We start from the raw sequence: 17,989 nt of genomic DNA on the forward strand, positions 1-17,989 counted from the left end.
ATACGCTACGGCTGTAAGCGAGTGATTGGAGGAAAGGACAAGCCCGAGACTTTTATTAAACCGATACACGGAAAAAAAGGCACTTGGGGTTATTCCCACCATGTCCACAAACAGCTTTTGTATATACCGTTCCGAGAGTCCATAACTCGTCGACAGCTGCTTACTATTAAAGGCCTCTCCTTTCGTGCAAAGGTGAGTGCATACCTGTTGGATGATCTCCATCTTCCCATATCGCCTCTCATTCTTCACCAGTTTTCCGACGAGGAACCTTTCAAGCGCCGCGACTTTTTGGTCCAGCGAGCCGGCTTCCATCAGCCCTTCGTAGAAATCATTGATCTCCCTTGAAAATATCCCGTAGGCGTCGGTGGCGAAGTTGGTGAACTCGGCCATAGGATTCGGAAAAAAGAGTGCGCTTGCATGGGGATAGATCCTGGCGATCAATATCCTAGTGCCTTTTGTGACCGTAAGCCTCGAGGGTAATGTAAGATGCCCGAGCAACTCCACCCCGGGAAGCCTCCTTCTCCGGCCGTCGATGAGCGTGGTGGCGACACCCGCCGATATATTGATCACGAGATCAACATAGCCGCTGGGATAAAAAACTTCATCCGTCAGGTCCTCTTCTATCGTAATGACGGTATAGCTTTTTACATAAGGACTCAAGATATCAGAAGGGAAAAACTGCATTTTTACGAATATACAGAATAACCGGTTTTTTGGTATCTTATCCCTATAATCCCCGAGATCATGCGAAACCATCTTGCCGGCGCCTTATTGCTTTGCCTTTCCTTTCAACTGCAGGCGCAGGATGCCCGGCAGTCCAAACAGATCACATTTGATCCGACAACCTTTTCTCCCGCTTTCTCGCTTAACCGCGAGCCGGTACTCCGAATCCGGCCCGGGGATACGGTGCGTACGGAGACCATCGACGCCATGGGTATTGATCGAAAAGGCGTACGCCGGGCAAGAGGCGGCAACCCGCTGACGGGCCCATTCTTTGTCGAAGGGGCGATGCCGGGTGACCTGTTGGCGATCCGGCTCCTCGACGTGTCGCTAAACCGGGATTACGCCCGGACATCCGAAAATTTCGTGTCCCGCTGCATGCCGGATGAGATTCTGAAGACCTTCAAAAGATCGCATCTCGTCAGATGGAAGTTGGACCTGCAAACCAGTCTCGCATGGCCCGACAGCTCGATCAACGCCTATCCCCATCTTAAGAACTTCAAGGTTCCAATGAATCCCTTTCTCGGCTGCATCGGTGTCGCACCCGACAACCGCAAAAACGAGATCCTGAGTTTTTTCCAGGGACCGTTTGGCGGTAACCTCGATTACAACCGGGTCAGAAGCGGATCGACCGTATACCTGCCCGTTTTCCACGAAGGCGCCTATTTATATCTCGGCGACGGACACGCGCTGCAGGGAGATGGAGAGATCGCCGGTAACGCCCTGGAAACATCAATGAACGTCGAGTTCTCCGTGACGCTGATCAAACAGGATTCGCTGCCCTTACAATACCCCCGGGTAGAAGATAAGGAATACCTCATGGCGCTGGGCACCGCAAAGGAAACGCCCGCAGCACTGAAGAACGCCACTAAAAATCTGCTGGACTGGCTGCAGAAAGACTTTCACCTGACCCTATATGAGGCGACGCAGGTAATAAGTACCACGATCGAATACTCTATTGGCGAGATCGCCGATCCTGAAGTGGTGGTGGTTGCAAAGATCAAAAAGGCTGCCCTGGAGCAAATTCTCCATTTTCAATAAACTTCCTTTTGCCCGAAGCGGATAGATTTGCGCTATAAACTATTCATATGAGCCCGCAAAACTTACAATGCTCCATCAGTGTCCCTCTCCCCCCGATGGAGGTTTTCGAAAAGATCAGCCGGATAGGGGAGTGGTGGGCGGTAAACTTTAAAGGCAGCGCGACAAATCTGCATGACCAATTCACGGTCCATTTTGCCCGGACCACCTGGGCTTTGATGGAAATTGTTGAAGCCGACCCCGGCCGGCGCGTTATCTGGAAGGTGGTGGAATGCTATCTGCCGATATTCAAGGATCCCTACGTCTGGAAAAATAACCTGATCGCCTGGGAGATCGTGCCCGATGGCAACCTCACCCGCGTGACCATGACCCATATCGGTCTTTTCCCAGGAGTAGAATGTTATGAGGACTGCTGCAAAGGCTGGGGCTTCTACATCGGCGAAAGCCTGCAAAAGCTGTTGACCGAAGGGCGGGGCCTTCCCGGAAGCGGCATCTTTGCCGATATCTTTGTCGCCGACCGAAGATATGAGGGCCTGCTGTTCTCCAGGATGGAATCTTTTCCGGAGTATGCAGATGGATACGTTCTTGTCGACGTACAGGAAAATCGCGGCGAGCGGGTCCTCTCGGCCTACTCCGTCAGTACGCTGAACATAAGATCAATGAGCCCGCAGGATTTGCAAGGGGAGTATTATATGATTCTCGAGAACCATCCGGTGCACGCGAATGTCCAGCCCCTGGATGATCTGTGTGCGATCATTCCTTGCGGACAGTGACCTTCATCTCAAAACTAGATTTGTTCTTCTTCGTCCATTTCGCAAAGAACTCGAAGAAGGTCTTACGCTTTTCAAAAGGCGGAACGCTGCTTAATAATCCCCGCATCACGGACCACCATCCAGAGCGAGGTTCTTTTGAAACTTCGCGTCCTGACATGCCATTTTCTTCACTACCTTTAATGATGTGTTTTTTCATTTTTGCACATTTAAAATGAAGAATCCAGGGGCTGGAAGTTGCACCTTCCGGCCCCAAATTAATTAATTGAGTCCGCCACACAAGCATACTGTCGTACACCCGATAGCAGGATCGAAAATCATGGACATAAAAATGCCCCGAATCAAAAAGGATAAAAGTTTAACGGCTATGGCACCTGACTAGCGACACCTTCAAAAGGGGAAATGGGCATCACTTGCAGAACCTTCTGCTTCATAGAGCACGTATTCGGATTGGTTCAATGGTATCACATCCACGCATCCTTGGAAAGGAAGCAGTATGAATGTCTCGGTGCCTGACGGCACACTAAGCCCGTGACAATGGTTATAGACAAGTAAAAATAAAAACAAATTTCAAGGCCCTAAAAAAATTATGCCCTTGTTAAATACCGGTTCGTCCGGCAAATAGCGGGGTTTGTCATTTTATTACCGCTGCAATCGCACCTTTAGCGTTTCGCCCTCAACGGGTCCCGAGGTATGTTCATGGATGATCTTCCAGACCCCTTCCTTTTTCTGCAACACCCAGGTCAGCCGGTTTTGCAGGAACCGCAGCTCCTCGCCCTTTTCCGACACGGCGGCAAATCGTGCAAATGCGCTGGCGACGGCAAGATCGCCGGATTCCTTGATCAGGATGTCGTCGAAGGTGACGACATCGCGATTGGTCCCCAGGGAACCAAGCCACCCGGTCACCATCTCCCGCCAGGCAGGGAGGCCGTCATAACTCCAGGCCCACATATCGAAAACACGGACGTTTTCGTCGAAAAGCGCGAGAAGGGCTTCAACGTCCTTTTGAAAGACCGCGCTTTTATAGGATTCCAACAAGGTTTTGATATCGTGCATTATTTCGGATTTACTGATTCGTTATAAAGATAATACATCCTAAAAAACGGGCGCCTGCTGAAATATCAGCAGGCGCCCGAATATTTTGCCCGAGACGGTTGTCTCCTATTTCCCCTTCCTGATATAAACGCTGCCAAACGTCGTTTTCATCATCATCTCCGGGCCGCCGCCATTGATCTTTCCGTAGACCCATTCGTCGATATTGATCTTATACATATGGCCCTCGGAGCTTTTGTTGACGTTGGGCTTATCGTGGGCGACCTCGATATCAAAATCGGAGAAGATGTCGCCGTGTTCGGCCTTGAGCTTGAGGTTGGCTTTGAAGGCGGGGGGGAAAGCGACGTCGATCTTGCCGTTGAGCGTGGAGAAGGCCATCGGGGCCTGGGGATCGACGCTTTTGAGGCCGACCACCACATCGCCATTGACCGTAGTGGCGACCACGGATCCCGCGACATTGGTCAGCGTGATCGGTCCATTGACATTATTCACCTCCAGCTGACCGCTGACGTTCTCGACTACGATCGAGCCGTCATTGATGGCCCCCAGGTTAAGGGTTGCCGTACCCTGCGGGACCTTTACCTCGATCATCGAAAAACGGCTGAGGCCGGTGTTGATGGTTACCGTATTATTGTCTTCTTCCGCCGTGATCTCGCCCCCGGAGTTGCCGCCGATCCGCCGCATGCTGCCACTGCCGCCGCTGCCACTGCTGGCGTTGCCACTGCTGGCGTTGCTGCCACTACCGCCGGAAGCATCCCGTTTGTGGGCCTCGCCCGTCACATTGATAACAACGTCCTTGCCCTCATACCCGACGACTCTCAGGGAGCTGTGCATCACATGGGCGATGACCTTGAAGGCCTTTCCCGGCTCGCTAAGCGGCACCACCATCTGTTCCTTTATTTCCTTTGCCTCTGTTTGCGCCAGCACCCGGCCGAACGAGAATACCATCAACAGGACAAATACCGCGATTCTTTTCATTGCTTTCATACTTTATAAATTTAAGATTGCTTCTTTACATAAATGTTGCCGTTCATGGTTTCGAACTTAAAAACACTGCCCCCGGCGCCAATCTGCACCCGTTTGGCAATATTCAGCTTATAGGTTGTGCCCGAGGCCCGATGTTCCTCATTCTTGGTGATGACGGCGGGCAGGGCCTCCGCATCGGGAAAATCGGTGAAAAAGGATCCGCTCCAGCTCTTGAACTGGCAGACAGCCGAGAGATTCGCCGGGTAAGTGACCTCGAGGGTCCCGTTCAGGGTATAATATTCCGAAGCGGCCTGTGGAGCGGTCACATAGTTGACGGTCAGATTGCCATTGATCGTATGGGCTTTCGTCGCCCCCTTCGCGTTTTTTATGGTGATAGCGCCATTCACATTATGAATGCTGAGGTTGCCCGTTACGTCCTGGATCATCTCCTCCCCGCGATTTACGGTCGAGATATGCAGGTTCATTCCAAAGGGTACCCGAACCACAAAGGCGAGGTTGAAATCATAATTGTGTTCCCGCCGGCTCGATCCCTCGTCCCGGCGCCATTCATGTGGCCGCGTATCGAAGGGTTCCGCGATATAAATAATGACGCTGTCGCCATGCTGGTCATAGCCCAGCTGGAACTCGTGTTTGCCAAGATCCAGGCCTTCCTTATCATCCGAAGAGATCGTTTTGTCGATGCCGACAACGATCTTGTTGCCGGAATAGCCTTCGACCCTTATCGGTCCGTTCAAATTATAGATGGCCAACACTTCCGACGCCGGGTTCGGCGCGGCGAACTCCTTGTCGATATGCTCCTTGAATTCCTGTGCGTCGACGCCGGCCGGAGCAAGGCAAAGCATCGTCAGTCCCGTCAGTAACGGGCAAATGATCTTTTTCATATTTACCTGGTTTTAGCTTAGTCTGAAAATGGTCTCCTGGATCCGCGTCCTCACCATTTCATTGAGGTCTTTTTGCTGTAGCAGTTTCTTCAGCGGATGGATGGCCCTTTTTTCCTGGAGGTGAAGCATGACCTCCGCCAGCGCCGTCTGCAACAGGGGCGAGTCCTGCTGGAGGATCGACTGCACCAGTCCCTCCCGGACGAGCGGATTGTTGGCATAGTGGGTCAGTGCCTCGAGCGTCATCAGCCGCACATTGATATTCGGATCATTATTCAACGTACTGAGCAGGGCTCCGACGACATCTTTGTTGACTGTTTTTATCTCGCTGGTATAGCTCACCCCACGCATCCGTTCGGAAGCGGAAGGGTTTTGCAATAAGGTCTTCATGATCATCTCGCGCATCTCCCCTACCTGGGACGTCAGCGCCGCCAGTTCCTGCTTGTCGCTGCCCGCGGCCGCCACCGCAGCCGGCCGGTGAAACCAATAACCGAATCCCAGACCCGCGACGACCAGCAGAAGGCTGTAGCCCAGCGCGAAAGCCGGATAGCCGCGAAACAACTCCCGCAAGCGCCACCAGAGCGCCGTCCGGCGATCCCCGGACCGAACCGAGTCTTTATAACTATCCAGCATCGCGTCGAACCGGACCTGCGCATCGGCGGACGGCTCCGGCGTATCCACCTCCTCGAGCATCCCCCACATGGCGCGAAGGCCTTCCCATTCCCGCCGGCACTCATTACATTCCGTCAGATGTGTCTCCACCCCGGCCTGTTCCTCAGCGGAGAGCTCCCCATGCAGGAATCTTGTCAACTGTTCTTTATCGTATCCGCATTTCATACTACTTGTTTTGGGTTTCTAAATGCCAGTAGACCTCCTTCAGCTGGTGCATGGCCCGGTGCACCCTGACCTTTACCGCGCCGACACTGATCTCCAGCACCTCGGCGATCTCGGCATATTTCAATTCCTGGAACCGGCTCAGCACCAGCACTTCCCGGTTTTCCGGGCTCAGGTTACCGAGGGCTCTTTCCAGGGCCTTTATCTCCAGTTTTCGTTCCACCTGTTCATCCGCTGCTATCCCCGCCGGAAGCCGCTCCTCATAGTCCGAGATCTCATGATGGCTGCCCCGCCGGCGTGTCTGCTTAAAATGGTCTTTGACTACATTGCGCGCCAGATGATACATCCATGTCCGAAATTCGCCTTCCCCGGTAAAAGTGTGCCGGGACCGGAGCATCCGGTAGAACACATTCTGCATCATGTCCTCACTCACTTCCCGCTGCTGGGTCATATGAAAAAGAAAACCATACAGCGGCCGGTGGTAGCGCTGGAACAGCAAGCCCATCTTATCCAGATCGCCGGAGCGGACCTTTAGCATCAGCGCGTTATCGGAGAGTGTGTTCAAGCAGCGTGGTATTCTTTATTGTAAAAGATAAAAAGGAAACTCCACTCCTGCCAGATGGTTACCGAAAAAGCCGGATTTATTTTTTCTCCCGCAAAAGGGGTAACTTCCGCCCGGTAACGTAAGTCCATTCACAATATGATCACTTCCACACTTTCACAACTACAAGGGTACAAGATCATCAGCCCAAATTTCGAAAAAGCCATTCAATATATCCTTTCCACTGACTTCAGCGCGCTGGAAACGGGGAAATACGCGATCGACGATGACAACGTCTTTGCGATAGTCAATGAATATACGACCAAGCCTGCATCGGAATGCGACCCCGAGAGCCATCGCGACTATGCCGATATCCAGATCATGATCGCCGGCATTGAGCGGTTTGGCTATGCTCCGCTGACCGATCAGCGGGAAACCATACCTTATGACCCCGAAAAAGATGTCGCCTTCTATACCCTGACTCCGGAAGACCTCAGCTATATCACGCTCCACCCCGGCGAGTTTATTATTTTCTTCCCTGTCGATATCCATCAGCCGGAGCTGTTCACCCATCAGCCCGACCTGGTAAGAAAGGTCGTCATAAAAGTCGCGCTGTAAATTGATGGACCAGCCCGAAAAACTGGCGCTCAAAGCCCGGCTGAAAAAATGGGCCGCCGACCATCTCGGTCAGCGGATAGCGACGACCCATGAGGCCATCCGGGCCGCGCAGGAAGCGGCCAACAGCGAAGAGAAAAGCTCGGCCGGCGACAAATACGAAACCGGGCGGGCCATGGGTCATCTGCAAAAAGACATGCACGCACGTCAGCTGGCGGAGCAGGTCCGCGAACTGGCAACGCTCCACGCCGTAAATACCGACCAGCTTTGTCGCGAAGGGATGAGCGGCGCCCTGCTTCGAACCGCTTCCATCGATTTCTTTATCAGCATCGGCCTTGGTAAACAGACGATCGAAGGACGAACCATCGTTTTCCTCTCCCCGCAGGCGCCGCTTGCCCGGACCTTGCAAAACAAGCGCGCCGGCGACAGCATCTTCTTTCAACAGGAAACGATGCCCATCGACGAGATTTTCTGATAAAACCCATTACATTTTTCCAATAAATGTTACCTTAACGCAAAGAACAACGCAGACCTCCTGCCATTCAAAACACTCAAACACAGTTGCAAACCAACATGAGAACAAGATCCCTTTTTCTGCTGGCGGCGACCCTTGCCGGCCTTTCCGTTTTTTCCCAGGAACCCGAATCTGCAGGACCCGTCGCGTTGATCCCAACGCCGGTGAGCCAGACCGTCAATGCGGGTCATTTTGAACTGCCGGCATCGATCGTCATCGAGGCGCAGGATCAACATGATCTCGCCCAGACGCTGCAGGACCTGAAGACGCGGCTCAGCGTGCCAACCGGCTTTACTGTTTCGGTCACCCAGCAGTCCACCCCCAATGCGACCATCCGGCTTGTCCTGAACAAGTCGGCGGAACCGACATTGGGAACCGAAGGCTATTCTCTCGCTATTACGCCACAGGCCGTTCTTATCCGGGCGAACCAGCCGGCGGGTCTTTTCTACGGCATCCAGACCCTCCTCCAGCTGCTGCCAAAAGAGATCGAAAGCCGCCAGGCCGTGAACCGGCATAGCTGGCAGGCGCCCTGTGTCACCATCACCGACTATCCCCGCTTTGGCTGGCGTGGCCTGATGTTCGACGTCGCCCGACACTTCTTCACCAAGCAGGAGGTAAAGGATTTTATCGACCAGATGGTGAAATATAAGTTCAACCTGCTGCATATGCATCTTACAGATGATGAGGGCTGGCGGGTCGAGATCAAGAGCCTCCCGAAGCTGACCGAGGTAGGCGCCTGGAATGCCAAACGGGTAGGCAGCTTTGGCACTTTCGCCAATCCCGCACCCGATGAAAAACGGGATTACGGCGGCTTCTACACCCAGGATGATATCCGGGAGCTGGTTCAATATGCAAAGGCCCGGTTTGTCAATATCCTTCCAGAGATCGACATGCCCGGTCACAGCCTGGCCGCCGTCGTTTCCTATCCCGAGTTATCGCTCACCGAAGGCGCCGACAAATATCATGTCCGCTCCGGCGAAAAGACGATGAACTGGTATAAGGGCGGTTTTGACGCGATCTACGACAATACGCTCAATCCGGCCAATGAGAAGGTCTATCCCTTCATCGATAAGGTCGTCACCGAGTTTGCCGCCCTGTTCCCTTTTCCTTATCTCCATATCGGCGGTGACGAGTGCGCCAAGAATTTCTGGGAGAAGAGCCCTGCCGTCAAGGCCCTGATGCAGAAAGAACATCTGAAAACGATGGAGGAGGTGCAAAGCTATTTCGAGAAGCGTGTCGAAAAGATAGTGGAATCCAAAGGCAAAAAGGTCATCGGCTGGGATGAGATCCTGGAAGGGGGACTCGCACCCAATGCTGCCGTTATGAGCTGGCGTGGCGTCAAGGGCGGCATCGCCGCGGCGAAGATGGGTCACCCCGTTGTCATGAGCCCCACCACGTTCTTCTACCTGGACTATATGCAGGGCGATGCGGCGATCGAACCGCCGGTATACGCCACGCTTCGGTTGAAAACAACCTATTCCTATGAGCCGGTGCCGGACAGTGTCGATCCGAAGTATATTTTGGGCGGTCAGGCAAATCTCTGGACCGAGCAGGTCTACAATACCCGGCATATGCAGTATATGGTCTGGCCCCGGAGCATGGCCGTTGCCGAAGACCTGTGGTCGCCAAAGGCGAACAAGGATTGGGACAATTTCGAGCACCGAGTGGAAACACACTTCGACCGCCTTGATGTCGAACAGGTGAAATATGCCCGCTCGATGTTTGACGCCATCATCACGCCAAAGAAAGATTTTTCCGCGAATGACTCGGTCACCGTCGACCTGGGCACTGAGGTCAACGGGCTGGATATCTATTACAGTTTCGATAACTCCAACCCCGATAATTTCTATCCAAAATATACCGGCACGCTGGCCATCCCGAAGGACGCGATCATGCTAAAGGTGATCACCTACCGGAATGGCAAACCCATCGGCCGGCAGATCAATGTTCCGGTGGAAGCCCTGCAACAGCGGGTGGGGGTCAGGGCGGCGCCTCCCTCCGGGGATTGATCCCCGAAAGCTGGCAGCCGATGCCATGATCTTGTTATTGTGCCCGGGGCGGTGAAGTTTTCCACGGAGAACCCCCAAAACTTCACCGCCCCGGCTTTTTTATCCCCACCGAAGCCGGATGGCCCTAACGTATCGGGTGAATCGATAAATTCGGCCCTTTAACGATGGCAGCAGCGGAACTATCTTATCTACTCGAAACTTCCCCGTCCGTACAGATCATCCGGATGCGCAATGCGCATTGGGTGATCCCATTCCTTTTTAAGGCCTTTAAAAGCGAGAATACGCTTTCCATCCCCGAGCAGGCGCTGATCAGCGCGCTTGCCGAAGAATTGCGCAATCATTCGGAGGATATCGAAGACCTGGAAGAGGCCCGCATCGAATTTGGGGAAGACGAAGAGAGCCGTGCGCGCAAATATCTGCTCAATTGGGTGCAGCGGCGTCTTCTGCAGGACTTTCCTGATACGGACGCCATCACCCGATACCAGCTCAGCGCACATACTGAAAAACTTCTTCAATGGCTGCAAAGTCTCGAGAAGCGGCAGTTTGTCGGCACCGAAAGCCGGTTCCGCTTTCTTTTCCAGACGCTGCGGGAAATGGTGGAATACACCGAGGATGACGCGGTAAAGCGGCTGGAAGAGTTGAAGAACAAGCGGGCGGAGATCGACAAAGAGATCAAAAAGATAGAGATGGGTTATAAACCCGTGGTCTATACAAACGCCCAGCTGCGCGAGCGGCTGGAGTGGTTCACCCGGCTCAGTCACGAACTGCTGAGCGATTTCCGGGAAGTGGAAGACAATTTCAAGACGATCCACCGGCATATCGTCGAGCAGCATACCCGGGCCGAAGTGAATAAAGGCGCGATCGTCGGTTATGCCTTCGAGGCGTACGATGCCCTGCGAAAAAGCGATCAGGGTAAAAGCTTTTATGCCTTCTGGGATTTCCTCGTCTCAAGGGCCGGCCAGGAGGAATGGCGGGAGCTGACCGACCAGCTGCTGCAAATGTTGCAGCAGCGGAGTATCGAAGGCGACGGGGAGTATGTCCAGGATATCAAATCCCTGCTTCTGCAACAGGGCCGCAACGTTTATGAGTCCAATGACCGGATGGCGGAAAAGCTGAGCCGGATCATCACGGAGAAAGAGATCGCGCGTCACCGGCGATTGCGCCAGCAGATCGGCCAGATCAAGGAACTGGTGTTTAAATGCATGGACGACGACACCCCGCCTTGCGGCATCCGCCTGCAAACGCCGGCGCCAATCCGGATGAATATGGAGCGAAGGCTCAACCTGGTGGAGCGTCAGGCGGCCGGCATCGTCAAACAACCCGCCAACGCGCGTGAAAAAGTAGCGGACCTCGAACGGTTTGGCCGGCTGCTTACCACGACCCATGTCGACCGGAAAAAGCTCTGGCAGAAGGTGGAGGCCGCACTCGAGCACAAGAGCACGGCCACGCTGGCGGAGATCATCGGTATCAGCGGATTGGAGCATGGAGTAGCCGAGGTGGTCGGTTATTTTGGCTTTCTCCGGGAGAAAGCGGCGAGGGTCCAGTCGATGCAGGAGATTACCGAACTGATCCCGCTTGACGAAGCCAAAACCCGATTCATTGAAGTACCCTATCTGCTTTTCAGCAGATAACGCCCGGCGCGGGCAACCAAGCCCCAGCCGGTCAACAGCATAAAAACCATGAGCACAGATAAACAAAACATCTTTCCGTATACGCCGGTCTTTATCAAGCTTCTCAAGGGGCCGGTCGAATACCTGGAGAAAACCGCCTGGGAACAGCTGCTCCAGTATCAGGGGGAGTTGTCCAGATTCCTGCAGCAGCTGGGGCTGATCCTTATTCTGGAGAAAGAGGACGGATATGCCTACCTGGAGCAGGCCCGGCTCGATGAAGAAGAGAATGTCATCGGTTGGGTCCGCCGCATCCAGCTGGGTTATGAAGAAAGCGTATTGCTGGTGCTGCTGCGTGATATGATGGCCGAATTCGAAGTGGGGGAGGCCGGCGCGCGCGAACTGGTCAAGAAGCGCCGGGAGATAAAAGAATATGCGGAACTTTTCTTCCGGGAGAACGCGAGCCGCGTAAAGTTCATTCGCGATCTGGACCGGTTGATCGACCGGGTCGAAGAGCTGGATTTCCTGGAAAAGGTGGAGCATCATGAAATTCCCGACGAGCAGCGATTCCGTGTCAAGAAGATCATCAAGGCGCGTGTAGATAACGAAATATTGGAAAATTTCAAAAAACAACTATCCGAGCATGCAGTTGGGCGTATTTAGTACCGATGAGAACAAATCCGGTTTTCGTTTGCAATACATGGAGCTCTATAACTGGGGCACCTTTGACGAACATGTCTGGAAGATCGCGCCGGGCGGCGAGACCTCGCTGCTCACCGGTGCCAACGGCAGCGGCAAGACGACCTTTGTCGATGCCTTGCTGACCCTGATCGTCCCTGAAAAGAAGCACCGGTTCTATAATCAATCTTCCGGCAGCGAGAAAAAGGGCGACAGAACGGAGGAATCCTATGTCCTCGGCGGCTATGGCAGTGTTCACAGTGAGAACGGGCTCTCCAGCAAGACCCTCTATCTCCGGGACAATAAGGAACAGGCCTATAGCATCCTGCTGGCGCATTTCTCCAACGAGGCCGAGCAGTCCGTCACCCTCTTCCAGGTGCGTTGGTTCAGCGGTCATGACATGCGGCGCGTTTTTGCCATCGCCCATAAGCCCCTGCATATCGAGGACGATTTCAAACCCTTTGATCTGGGGGGCGCCTGGCGGCGGCGGATCGACCAGCAATATAACAAGGGCAGCCGCAAGCAGGTGGAGTGGTTTGATGCCGCCAACCGTTATGCCCAGCGTATGGTGGAGGTGTTGGGGATGCAGAGCATGCAGGCGCTTAGCCTTTTTAACCAGACCATGGGGATCAAGGTGCTGGGCGATCTCAACGAGTTCATCCGAAGCAATATGCTGGAGCCTCGCAATATGGAGCAGGAGTTTCAGGAACTGAAAAAACACCTTTCCACCTTGCTCGATGCCCAGCGTAATATCGAAAAGGCCGAGGATCAAGTCCGGTTGCTTCATCCGCTGAAAACCCATTTTCTTTCCTATAAAGAGCAGTCCGATCTCGGCGTCGCAGCCCGGGAAGAACTGGAGACGGCCAGGATCTGGAAGAACTACACCAAATATCATCTCCTTGACGAGCATATCCGAACCATCGAGAAGGAGGCGAAAGGCGTGCGCACCGCTTCGGAAGAAACCCGCCAAAGCATCGCTACGCTGACGGAGGAAGAACGTCAGACCCTGAATCAGCTGGAACAGAACAAGGCCGGTCAGCGGCTGCAGCAGCTGCAAAAAGAGAAAGAGGGCCTCGAACAGCAGGTAAAGGAGACGGAGGCCGCACTAAAGAAGTTTTCCGAATGGTGCACGTTATTGCATCTCGAGAAGGACCCCACCGATGAGGTGGCCTATCAGCGGATCAAAAAGGAAGCCGATCGCCTCGATAAAAAGCTGGGTACGGAGATCCGAAACAATAACGAAGAGCTCTATGAGGCGCAAACCCGGCAGAAGAAGGCAGAAGAGGAGAAGAAGTCACTCGAAGGCGAACTGAATACCCTGCTCCAAAGTCGGAACAACATCCCGGCCCATCTTGTCGCACTGCGTCGTGACCTCTGTACGGAACTTACCATCACCGAGGAAGACCTGCCTTTTGCAGGGGAGCTGATCCAGGTGCGGAGCGAAGAAATGGAATGGCAGCCTGTCCTCGAGAAGCTCTTAAACCCGCTTGCCCTGCGTTTGCTGGTTCCGGACAAGCACTATAAGAAAGTAAGCCGTTATGTCAACAACACCCAGCTACGGGCCCGGCTCGTGTATCACCTGGTTAAGGATGTCGCCCTGCGGCAGCATGCCGACGCGGGCACGGTCTGGCACAAGCTGGAGTTCCATCCGGGGCACCCGCTTAGCGCCTGGGTAAGCCAACAGGTGATCCAGCAGTACGGGTATAGTTGTGTCGCGAATGAAAAAACTCTTGATCGCTATGACCGGGCCATCACCCTTCAGGGGCTGATCAAGAATAAGGATCGGCATGAAAAAGACGACCGGCCTGGGCGGAGCGATGTCAGCCGGTATGTAATGGGGTGGAACAACGAAAAGAAAAGAGAAGCGCTGCAGCATCGCCGGTCGCAGTTGCTTGATGTAACGGAGCAGGCCGCGGAGACGCTTCAGCGGCTGGCACATCGCAACAACAAGCTGCAAGACCAGGTTTTTGCCGTCAAGCATCTCCGGGAACATGGGGGGTTCAAGGCGGTGAACGTCGGAGCCATCCATCAGGCGATCCATCACATCGAAGGACAGATGGGCAAGCTAAAGACGGGAAGCGATCAGCTAAAAACCCTGACGCAGCAACTCGATGAGATCCGTCAGCAGATCGGGAGCCGCCAAAAGGACCGCGACTTGCTGATCAGCAAGGCCTCGCTTTACGAACACGATCTTCAGGCCCGGGAGAAAGAACAGCTGGCGCTTTCCGGCTTTGTAAAACATCTGACCGAAGCCGATAAAGACCTTCTGTTGCAATTCCAGCAAAAACATGGCGCGCGGTTGACGGAAAACCCGCTTACCCCCGATACGATCGACGATTGGTATCAACAGCTGATGACTGACGTGGAACAGGCGGTCCGGCGATACGAGGAGGCCGCGGTAAGGGAAGGACGCGAGCTGGATCGGGCAATTCACAAGATCAAGAACCCGCCGCTCGAGATCCTCCAACGATATACCGACTGGCCGGCGGATACCCAGCAACTTCCCGCCGAACGGGAACACGCCGGCGAGTACCTGGAATGGCTTACCCGGCTGGAGACAGAGAACCTCCCGCGGTTCAAGAAAGACTTCGAGCGGCTGCTTCACGATACTGCCGTGATAAAGATGGGCGTGCTGAACGAAGAGCTGGAAAGTTGGGAACGAAAGATAAAGAACAGCATCACGACACTCAACCAGTCCCTCAGCGGGATCAATTTCAACCGGCTTCCGGATACCTATATCCAGTTAGGAATCCGCCCGGTGCCCGACACGGTGATAAAGGAGTTCAGGAGCAGGCTGTTGAACGCGCTTCCGCAGGCCGCGGACTGGCAACAGAATAGTTTTGAGGAAAAGGCGCTCCATTTCAAGCAGAATGTCCAGTCCTTTGTCGATACGCTCGACGAAAGCGAATCGTATCGCGGCCGGGTGCTGGATGTCCGTAACTGGTTTGAATTCTGGGCGGACGAAAAATTCCGGGAGACGCACGAACTAAAAAAGACGTATCGCCAGATGGGGCAGCTATCCGGCGGGGAGAAGGCGCAGTTGACCTACACCATCCTTTGCAGTGCCATCGCCTACCAGTTTGGCATTACCCGGGAGGGCCGAAACTCCCGCAGTCTCCGGTTTATTGCCGTGGATGAGAGCTTTAGCAACCAGGATGAGGAAAAAGCAACATATCTGATGGAGCTTTGCAAACAGCTTCATCTTCAATTACTGGTGGTAACGCCCAGTGATAAGATCCAGATCGTCGAGAATTTTATCGCGCATGTTCACCTTGTTCAGCGGGTTAACAACAGACATAGCATTCTTTTCAATATGACTCGAAAGGAGCTGAAACAAAATCGCAGTGGAATGATTTTAGCGTAGGCGGCTGGCCGGGCCGGCCGGCCCGGGCCGGTTTTTTGTTAATCCGCTATGAGCTGCTGTCGATTTTGTCTACATTTAAGGGATGAACTTGCGAGGGTTCCTGATCATTGGATTATTTTTTATTTCCGGTTCGTTGTTTTCACAAACCCGGCATGACTCTACATTTTCGCTTCTCTTCAACTCCAGCATCAGCTTCACCCACGCCAATGATGCGCACATCAACCGCTGGTTAGCCAAGTATGGATATCCTACCATACCCCGCGCGCCTTCGAGCTATAATTTCGAAGTTGCCGCGATGCCGGCTGCCTCCCGGCTTATGTACAGTCTTCGGCTGTCGAGTATCAATTCCGTCAATAACCTGAGCTCGTTTAACCTGATGGCCGGGCTGTATACCTCCGTGATAAAAACCAGATCTTTTTTGCTATTCCTCGGCGGCGGGACGGGTCTTCACCGGGACATCATCACGTTAAACGGCAATCTACCGCCGGAATATCAACAGGCGGCGACACAGGCTCATGGTCCGCTGGCGCTGCGCCGTGCCGGGCTTTGCCTCGAACCCGGCGCCAGGATCCTCTGGTACCCGTTGCGGCTGGGCATTTTACAGGTCGGCTTTCTGGGCGGGCTGGGCTATGATCTCGATTTTAACTCCCATTGGAAGCTCGGCTATTACAGCAACAATCACGGCCAATATGGCCATTTCAGAAGTATCAGCAAGCCCAGTGACCAGCAAAGGGTGAGCGTCCACGGGTTTACCTATAACGCCGGTATTAGTTTCCGCTTAAACCTCCACTAGTTTTTCCCAAACCTCCGCAGACGGGAACCGGATTCCCATTCCGGGAGTTATTAAAAAATTGTCCTCGCGCATTAAATTGATTAATAAGTCGTTTGAGTTTTGGTACTGAAATAGCTACCTTTCTGGGGAGACCAATTCCTATAAAAAGTAAACCCGCAACCCAAACCCATGGAAAAGTTTATTTCGGAACTGAAAAGAGGATTAATCCCCTTTCTGTTCCTCATAAGCCCCCTCTTATTCGCTGCTTTTACCGCAGGTGCGCAAAACTGCCCTACCAACGGTAATACGACCATCAGCAGCTTACCCAATACTTTTTTCCCGACGACAACGGCAACCTTGCCAGTCAACAGCTGGTCCATTGCTTTGGGACCCTCTGCTTATGGATCGGATCCGATCGCTCCGGGCGATATCCTGCTGCTTATTCAGATGCAGGGGGCGCAGATCAACTCTGTCAATGACAACACCTACGGCAGCGGTTCCAGCAGCAATGGCGGTACGGGTTATACCACTACCAATCTGCTGGCCGGCAATATGGAGTATGTGATCGCGGTGAATAGCGTTCCCCTCACGGGTGGAACCTTGCAGCTTGGCCTCCCTACGCAGAAGGCCTATAAGAACGCTGCTTACGGGACAACGGGACAATATACTTACCAGATCATCCGGGTACCGACCTATTATAACCTGACGCTGAATTCGACGATCACAGCTCCCCGCTGGAACGGTTCTTCGGGTGGCGTTATCGTGCTTTACGCATTGAATAACATCGTGATGAATAACCAAACGGTAGATGCATCCGGTTTGGGTTTTCGCGGTGGCGCCGGCAGAACAGGTGGTGGCGGTTTGAGTACCTGGAAGAATACGGACTTCATGAACCCTGCCAACGGCGGCGGCGGTGCAAACGGGAGCAAGGGAGAAGGTATTGCCGGCACACCAAAATACAGCAACAACAGTTATACGGCGATCGAAACCAATCCCGGCGGTGAAGGTTATCCCGGCGGTAGTAATTCGCAGGGCGCCCCGGGTAATGCCGGCGGCGGTGGAACGGATGGTAACCCGGGTGTCGCGAACGACCAGAATACCGGTGGTGGTGGTGGTGGTAACGCAGGCGCAGGTGGTATTGGCGGTAACTCCTGGAGTACGAATGTTGCTTCGGGTGGCCGGGCAGGCGCCGCTTTTTCGCAGGTGGTCCCCGACCGCATGGTGATGGGTGGCGGTGGCGGAGCCGGTACGTCCAATAACGCTACGGGTACACCCGGCAGCGGGATGGCTTCCGGCGGTGCTGCCGGTGGCGGGGTCGTTATCCTCTACGCGTTGAACAAGATCACCGGAACGGGAACCGTGAAGGCCGATGGCGCCGATGCGAACAGTACCGTTCAAAATGACGGCGCCGGCGGTGGTGGCGCAGGTGGTAGTATCCTTATTTTTAGCGTCGCCGGAAACCTGAACAATATTACGGCTTCGGCCAATGGCGGTGACGGTGGCAGCAATGAAACCGGCGGCGGCGCCAACCACGGACCCGGCGGTGGCGGTGGTGGTGGTGTCATCTACTCCAGCATGAACCTTAACGCCCAGACGGCCTCCGGCGGTG

At 54.0% G+C, this 17,989-nt stretch carries 16 protein-coding genes and 1 pseudogene; 10 read left to right on the forward strand and 7 right to left on the reverse strand.

The window, feature by feature from the left end:
• Positions 1-756: DUF6597 domain-containing transcriptional factor (locus VGM48_RS22105; RefSeq protein WP_331582624.1), on the reverse strand; the 756-nt coding region annotated here is incomplete at its 3' end.
• Here VGM48_RS22105 and VGM48_RS22110 point away from each other — a divergent pair.
• Both VGM48_RS22110 and VGM48_RS22115 read left to right on the forward strand, forming a co-directional pair.
• Positions 745-1,761 carry an acetamidase/formamidase family protein gene (locus VGM48_RS22110; RefSeq protein WP_331582625.1) on the forward strand — a complete coding sequence of 339 codons (1,017 nt, stop codon included), beginning with the start codon at positions 745-747 and terminating at the stop codon, positions 1,759-1,761. The two genes, VGM48_RS22105 and VGM48_RS22110, sit on opposite strands and share 12 nt — an antisense overlap.
• Before the next feature lie 47 nt (positions 1,762-1,808).
• Positions 1,809-2,531 carry a hypothetical protein gene (locus VGM48_RS22115; protein ID WP_331582627.1) on the forward strand — a complete coding sequence of 241 codons (723 nt, stop codon included), beginning with the start codon at positions 1,809-1,811 and terminating at the stop codon, positions 2,529-2,531.
• Here VGM48_RS22115 and VGM48_RS22120 read toward each other — a convergent pair.
• The 6 genes from VGM48_RS22120 to VGM48_RS22145 all read right to left on the reverse strand — a co-directional run bounded on the left by VGM48_RS22120 (position 2,512) and on the right by VGM48_RS22145 (position 6,845).
• On the reverse strand, positions 2,512-2,727 hold the full coding sequence (locus VGM48_RS22120) for a hypothetical protein (RefSeq protein WP_331582629.1): 216 nt from the start codon (positions 2,725-2,727) through the stop codon (positions 2,512-2,514). The genes VGM48_RS22115 and VGM48_RS22120 overlap by 20 nt on opposite strands.
• A 443-nt stretch (positions 2,728-3,170) precedes the next feature.
• Positions 3,171-3,584, reverse strand: coding sequence for a YybH family protein (locus VGM48_RS22125; RefSeq protein WP_331582630.1), 414 nt, complete (start codon positions 3,582-3,584; stop codon positions 3,171-3,173).
• A 105-nt stretch (positions 3,585-3,689) separates the two neighbouring features.
• Positions 3,690-4,559 carry a DUF4097 family beta strand repeat-containing protein gene (locus tag VGM48_RS22130; RefSeq protein WP_331582631.1) on the reverse strand — a complete coding sequence of 290 codons (870 nt, stop codon included), beginning with the start codon at positions 4,557-4,559 and terminating at the stop codon, positions 3,690-3,692.
• Positions 4,560-4,579: 20 nt separating this feature from the next.
• Positions 4,580-5,449 carry a hypothetical protein gene (locus VGM48_RS22135; RefSeq protein WP_331582632.1) on the reverse strand — a complete coding sequence of 290 codons (870 nt, stop codon included), beginning with the start codon at positions 5,447-5,449 and terminating at the stop codon, positions 4,580-4,582.
• A gap of 12 nt (positions 5,450-5,461) precedes the next feature.
• Entirely contained in the window at positions 5,462-6,283 is an 822-nt protein-coding gene (locus VGM48_RS22140; protein ID WP_331582633.1) for a zf-HC2 domain-containing protein, read from the reverse strand.
• Between the two features lies 1 nt (position 6,284).
• Entirely contained in the window at positions 6,285-6,845 is a 561-nt protein-coding gene (locus VGM48_RS22145; RefSeq protein ID WP_331582634.1) for an RNA polymerase sigma factor, read from the reverse strand.
• Between the two features lie 135 nt (positions 6,846-6,980).
• On the opposite strand from VGM48_RS22145, the gene VGM48_RS22150 reads away from it, so the two are divergent.
• From VGM48_RS22150 to VGM48_RS22185, 8 genes and pseudogenes are all read left to right on the forward strand, one after another.
• Complete coding sequence (locus tag VGM48_RS22150) at positions 6,981-7,439, forward strand: YhcH/YjgK/YiaL family protein (protein ID WP_331582635.1); 459 nt, start codon at positions 6,981-6,983, stop codon at positions 7,437-7,439.
• Between the two features lie 4 nt (positions 7,440-7,443).
• Positions 7,444-7,911: a hypothetical protein gene (locus VGM48_RS22155; protein ID WP_331582636.1), complete on the forward strand. Its 468-nt coding sequence runs from the start codon at positions 7,444-7,446 to the stop codon at positions 7,909-7,911.
• 98 nt (positions 7,912-8,009) lie between these two features.
• Positions 8,010-9,959 carry a beta-N-acetylhexosaminidase gene (locus tag VGM48_RS22160; protein ID WP_331582637.1) on the forward strand — a complete coding sequence of 650 codons (1,950 nt, stop codon included), beginning with the start codon at positions 8,010-8,012 and terminating at the stop codon, positions 9,957-9,959.
• Positions 9,960-10,123: 164 nt separating this feature from the next.
• Positions 10,124-11,590, forward strand: coding sequence for a DUF3375 domain-containing protein (locus VGM48_RS22165; RefSeq protein ID WP_331582638.1), 1,467 nt, complete (start codon positions 10,124-10,126; stop codon positions 11,588-11,590).
• A 48-nt stretch (positions 11,591-11,638) separates the two neighbouring features.
• Complete coding sequence (locus tag VGM48_RS22170) at positions 11,639-12,229, forward strand: DUF4194 domain-containing protein (protein WP_331582639.1); 591 nt, start codon at positions 11,639-11,641, stop codon at positions 12,227-12,229.
• A 37-nt stretch (positions 12,230-12,266) separates the two neighbouring features.
• Complete coding sequence (locus tag VGM48_RS22175; protein ID WP_331582640.1) at positions 12,267-15,608, forward strand: ATP-binding protein; 3,342 nt, start codon at positions 12,267-12,269, stop codon at positions 15,606-15,608.
• Positions 15,609-15,690: 82 nt separating this feature from the next.
• The gene (locus tag VGM48_RS22180; RefSeq protein WP_331582642.1) at positions 15,691-16,401 is read left to right on the forward strand and encodes a hypothetical protein; all 711 of its coding nucleotides are present in this window, start codon (positions 15,691-15,693) and stop codon (positions 16,399-16,401) included.
• 168 nt (positions 16,402-16,569) lie between these two features.
• Positions 16,570-17,989 (forward strand): annotated as a pseudogene (locus VGM48_RS22185) (hypothetical protein); the annotation flags it as partial.

Source organism: Puia sp. (genome assembly GCF_036500295.1).
GTDB lineage: Bacteria > Bacteroidota > Bacteroidia > Chitinophagales > Chitinophagaceae > Puia.

Coding starts and splice junctions, on each gene's coding strand:
- VGM48_RS22110 (WP_331582625.1), top strand. CDS start 745: ATGCGAAACCATCTTGCCGGCGCCTTATTGCTTTGCCTTTCCTTTCAA.
- VGM48_RS22115 (WP_331582627.1), top strand. CDS start 1,809: ATGAGCCCGCAAAACTTACAATGCTCCATCAGTGTCCCTCTCCCCCCG.
- VGM48_RS22120 (WP_331582629.1), bottom strand. CDS start 2,727: ATGAAAAAACACATCATTAAAGGTAGTGAAGAAAATGGCATGTCAGGA.
- VGM48_RS22125 (WP_331582630.1), bottom strand. CDS start 3,584: ATGCACGATATCAAAACCTTGTTGGAATCCTATAAAAGCGCGGTCTTT.
- VGM48_RS22130 (WP_331582631.1), bottom strand. CDS start 4,559: ATGAAAAGAATCGCGGTATTTGTCCTGTTGATGGTATTCTCGTTCGGC.
- VGM48_RS22135 (WP_331582632.1), bottom strand. CDS start 5,449: ATGAAAAAGATCATTTGCCCGTTACTGACGGGACTGACGATGCTTTGC.
- VGM48_RS22140 (WP_331582633.1), bottom strand. CDS start 6,283: ATGAAATGCGGATACGATAAAGAACAGTTGACAAGATTCCTGCATGGG.
- VGM48_RS22150 (WP_331582635.1), top strand. CDS start 6,981: ATGATCACTTCCACACTTTCACAACTACAAGGGTACAAGATCATCAGC.
- VGM48_RS22155 (WP_331582636.1), top strand. CDS start 7,444: ATGGACCAGCCCGAAAAACTGGCGCTCAAAGCCCGGCTGAAAAAATGG.
- VGM48_RS22160 (WP_331582637.1), top strand. CDS start 8,010: ATGAGAACAAGATCCCTTTTTCTGCTGGCGGCGACCCTTGCCGGCCTT.
- VGM48_RS22165 (WP_331582638.1), top strand. CDS start 10,124: ATGGCAGCAGCGGAACTATCTTATCTACTCGAAACTTCCCCGTCCGTA.
- VGM48_RS22170 (WP_331582639.1), top strand. CDS start 11,639: ATGAGCACAGATAAACAAAACATCTTTCCGTATACGCCGGTCTTTATC.
- VGM48_RS22175 (WP_331582640.1), top strand. CDS start 12,267: ATGGAGCTCTATAACTGGGGCACCTTTGACGAACATGTCTGGAAGATC.
- VGM48_RS22180 (WP_331582642.1), top strand. CDS start 15,691: ATGAACTTGCGAGGGTTCCTGATCATTGGATTATTTTTTATTTCCGGT.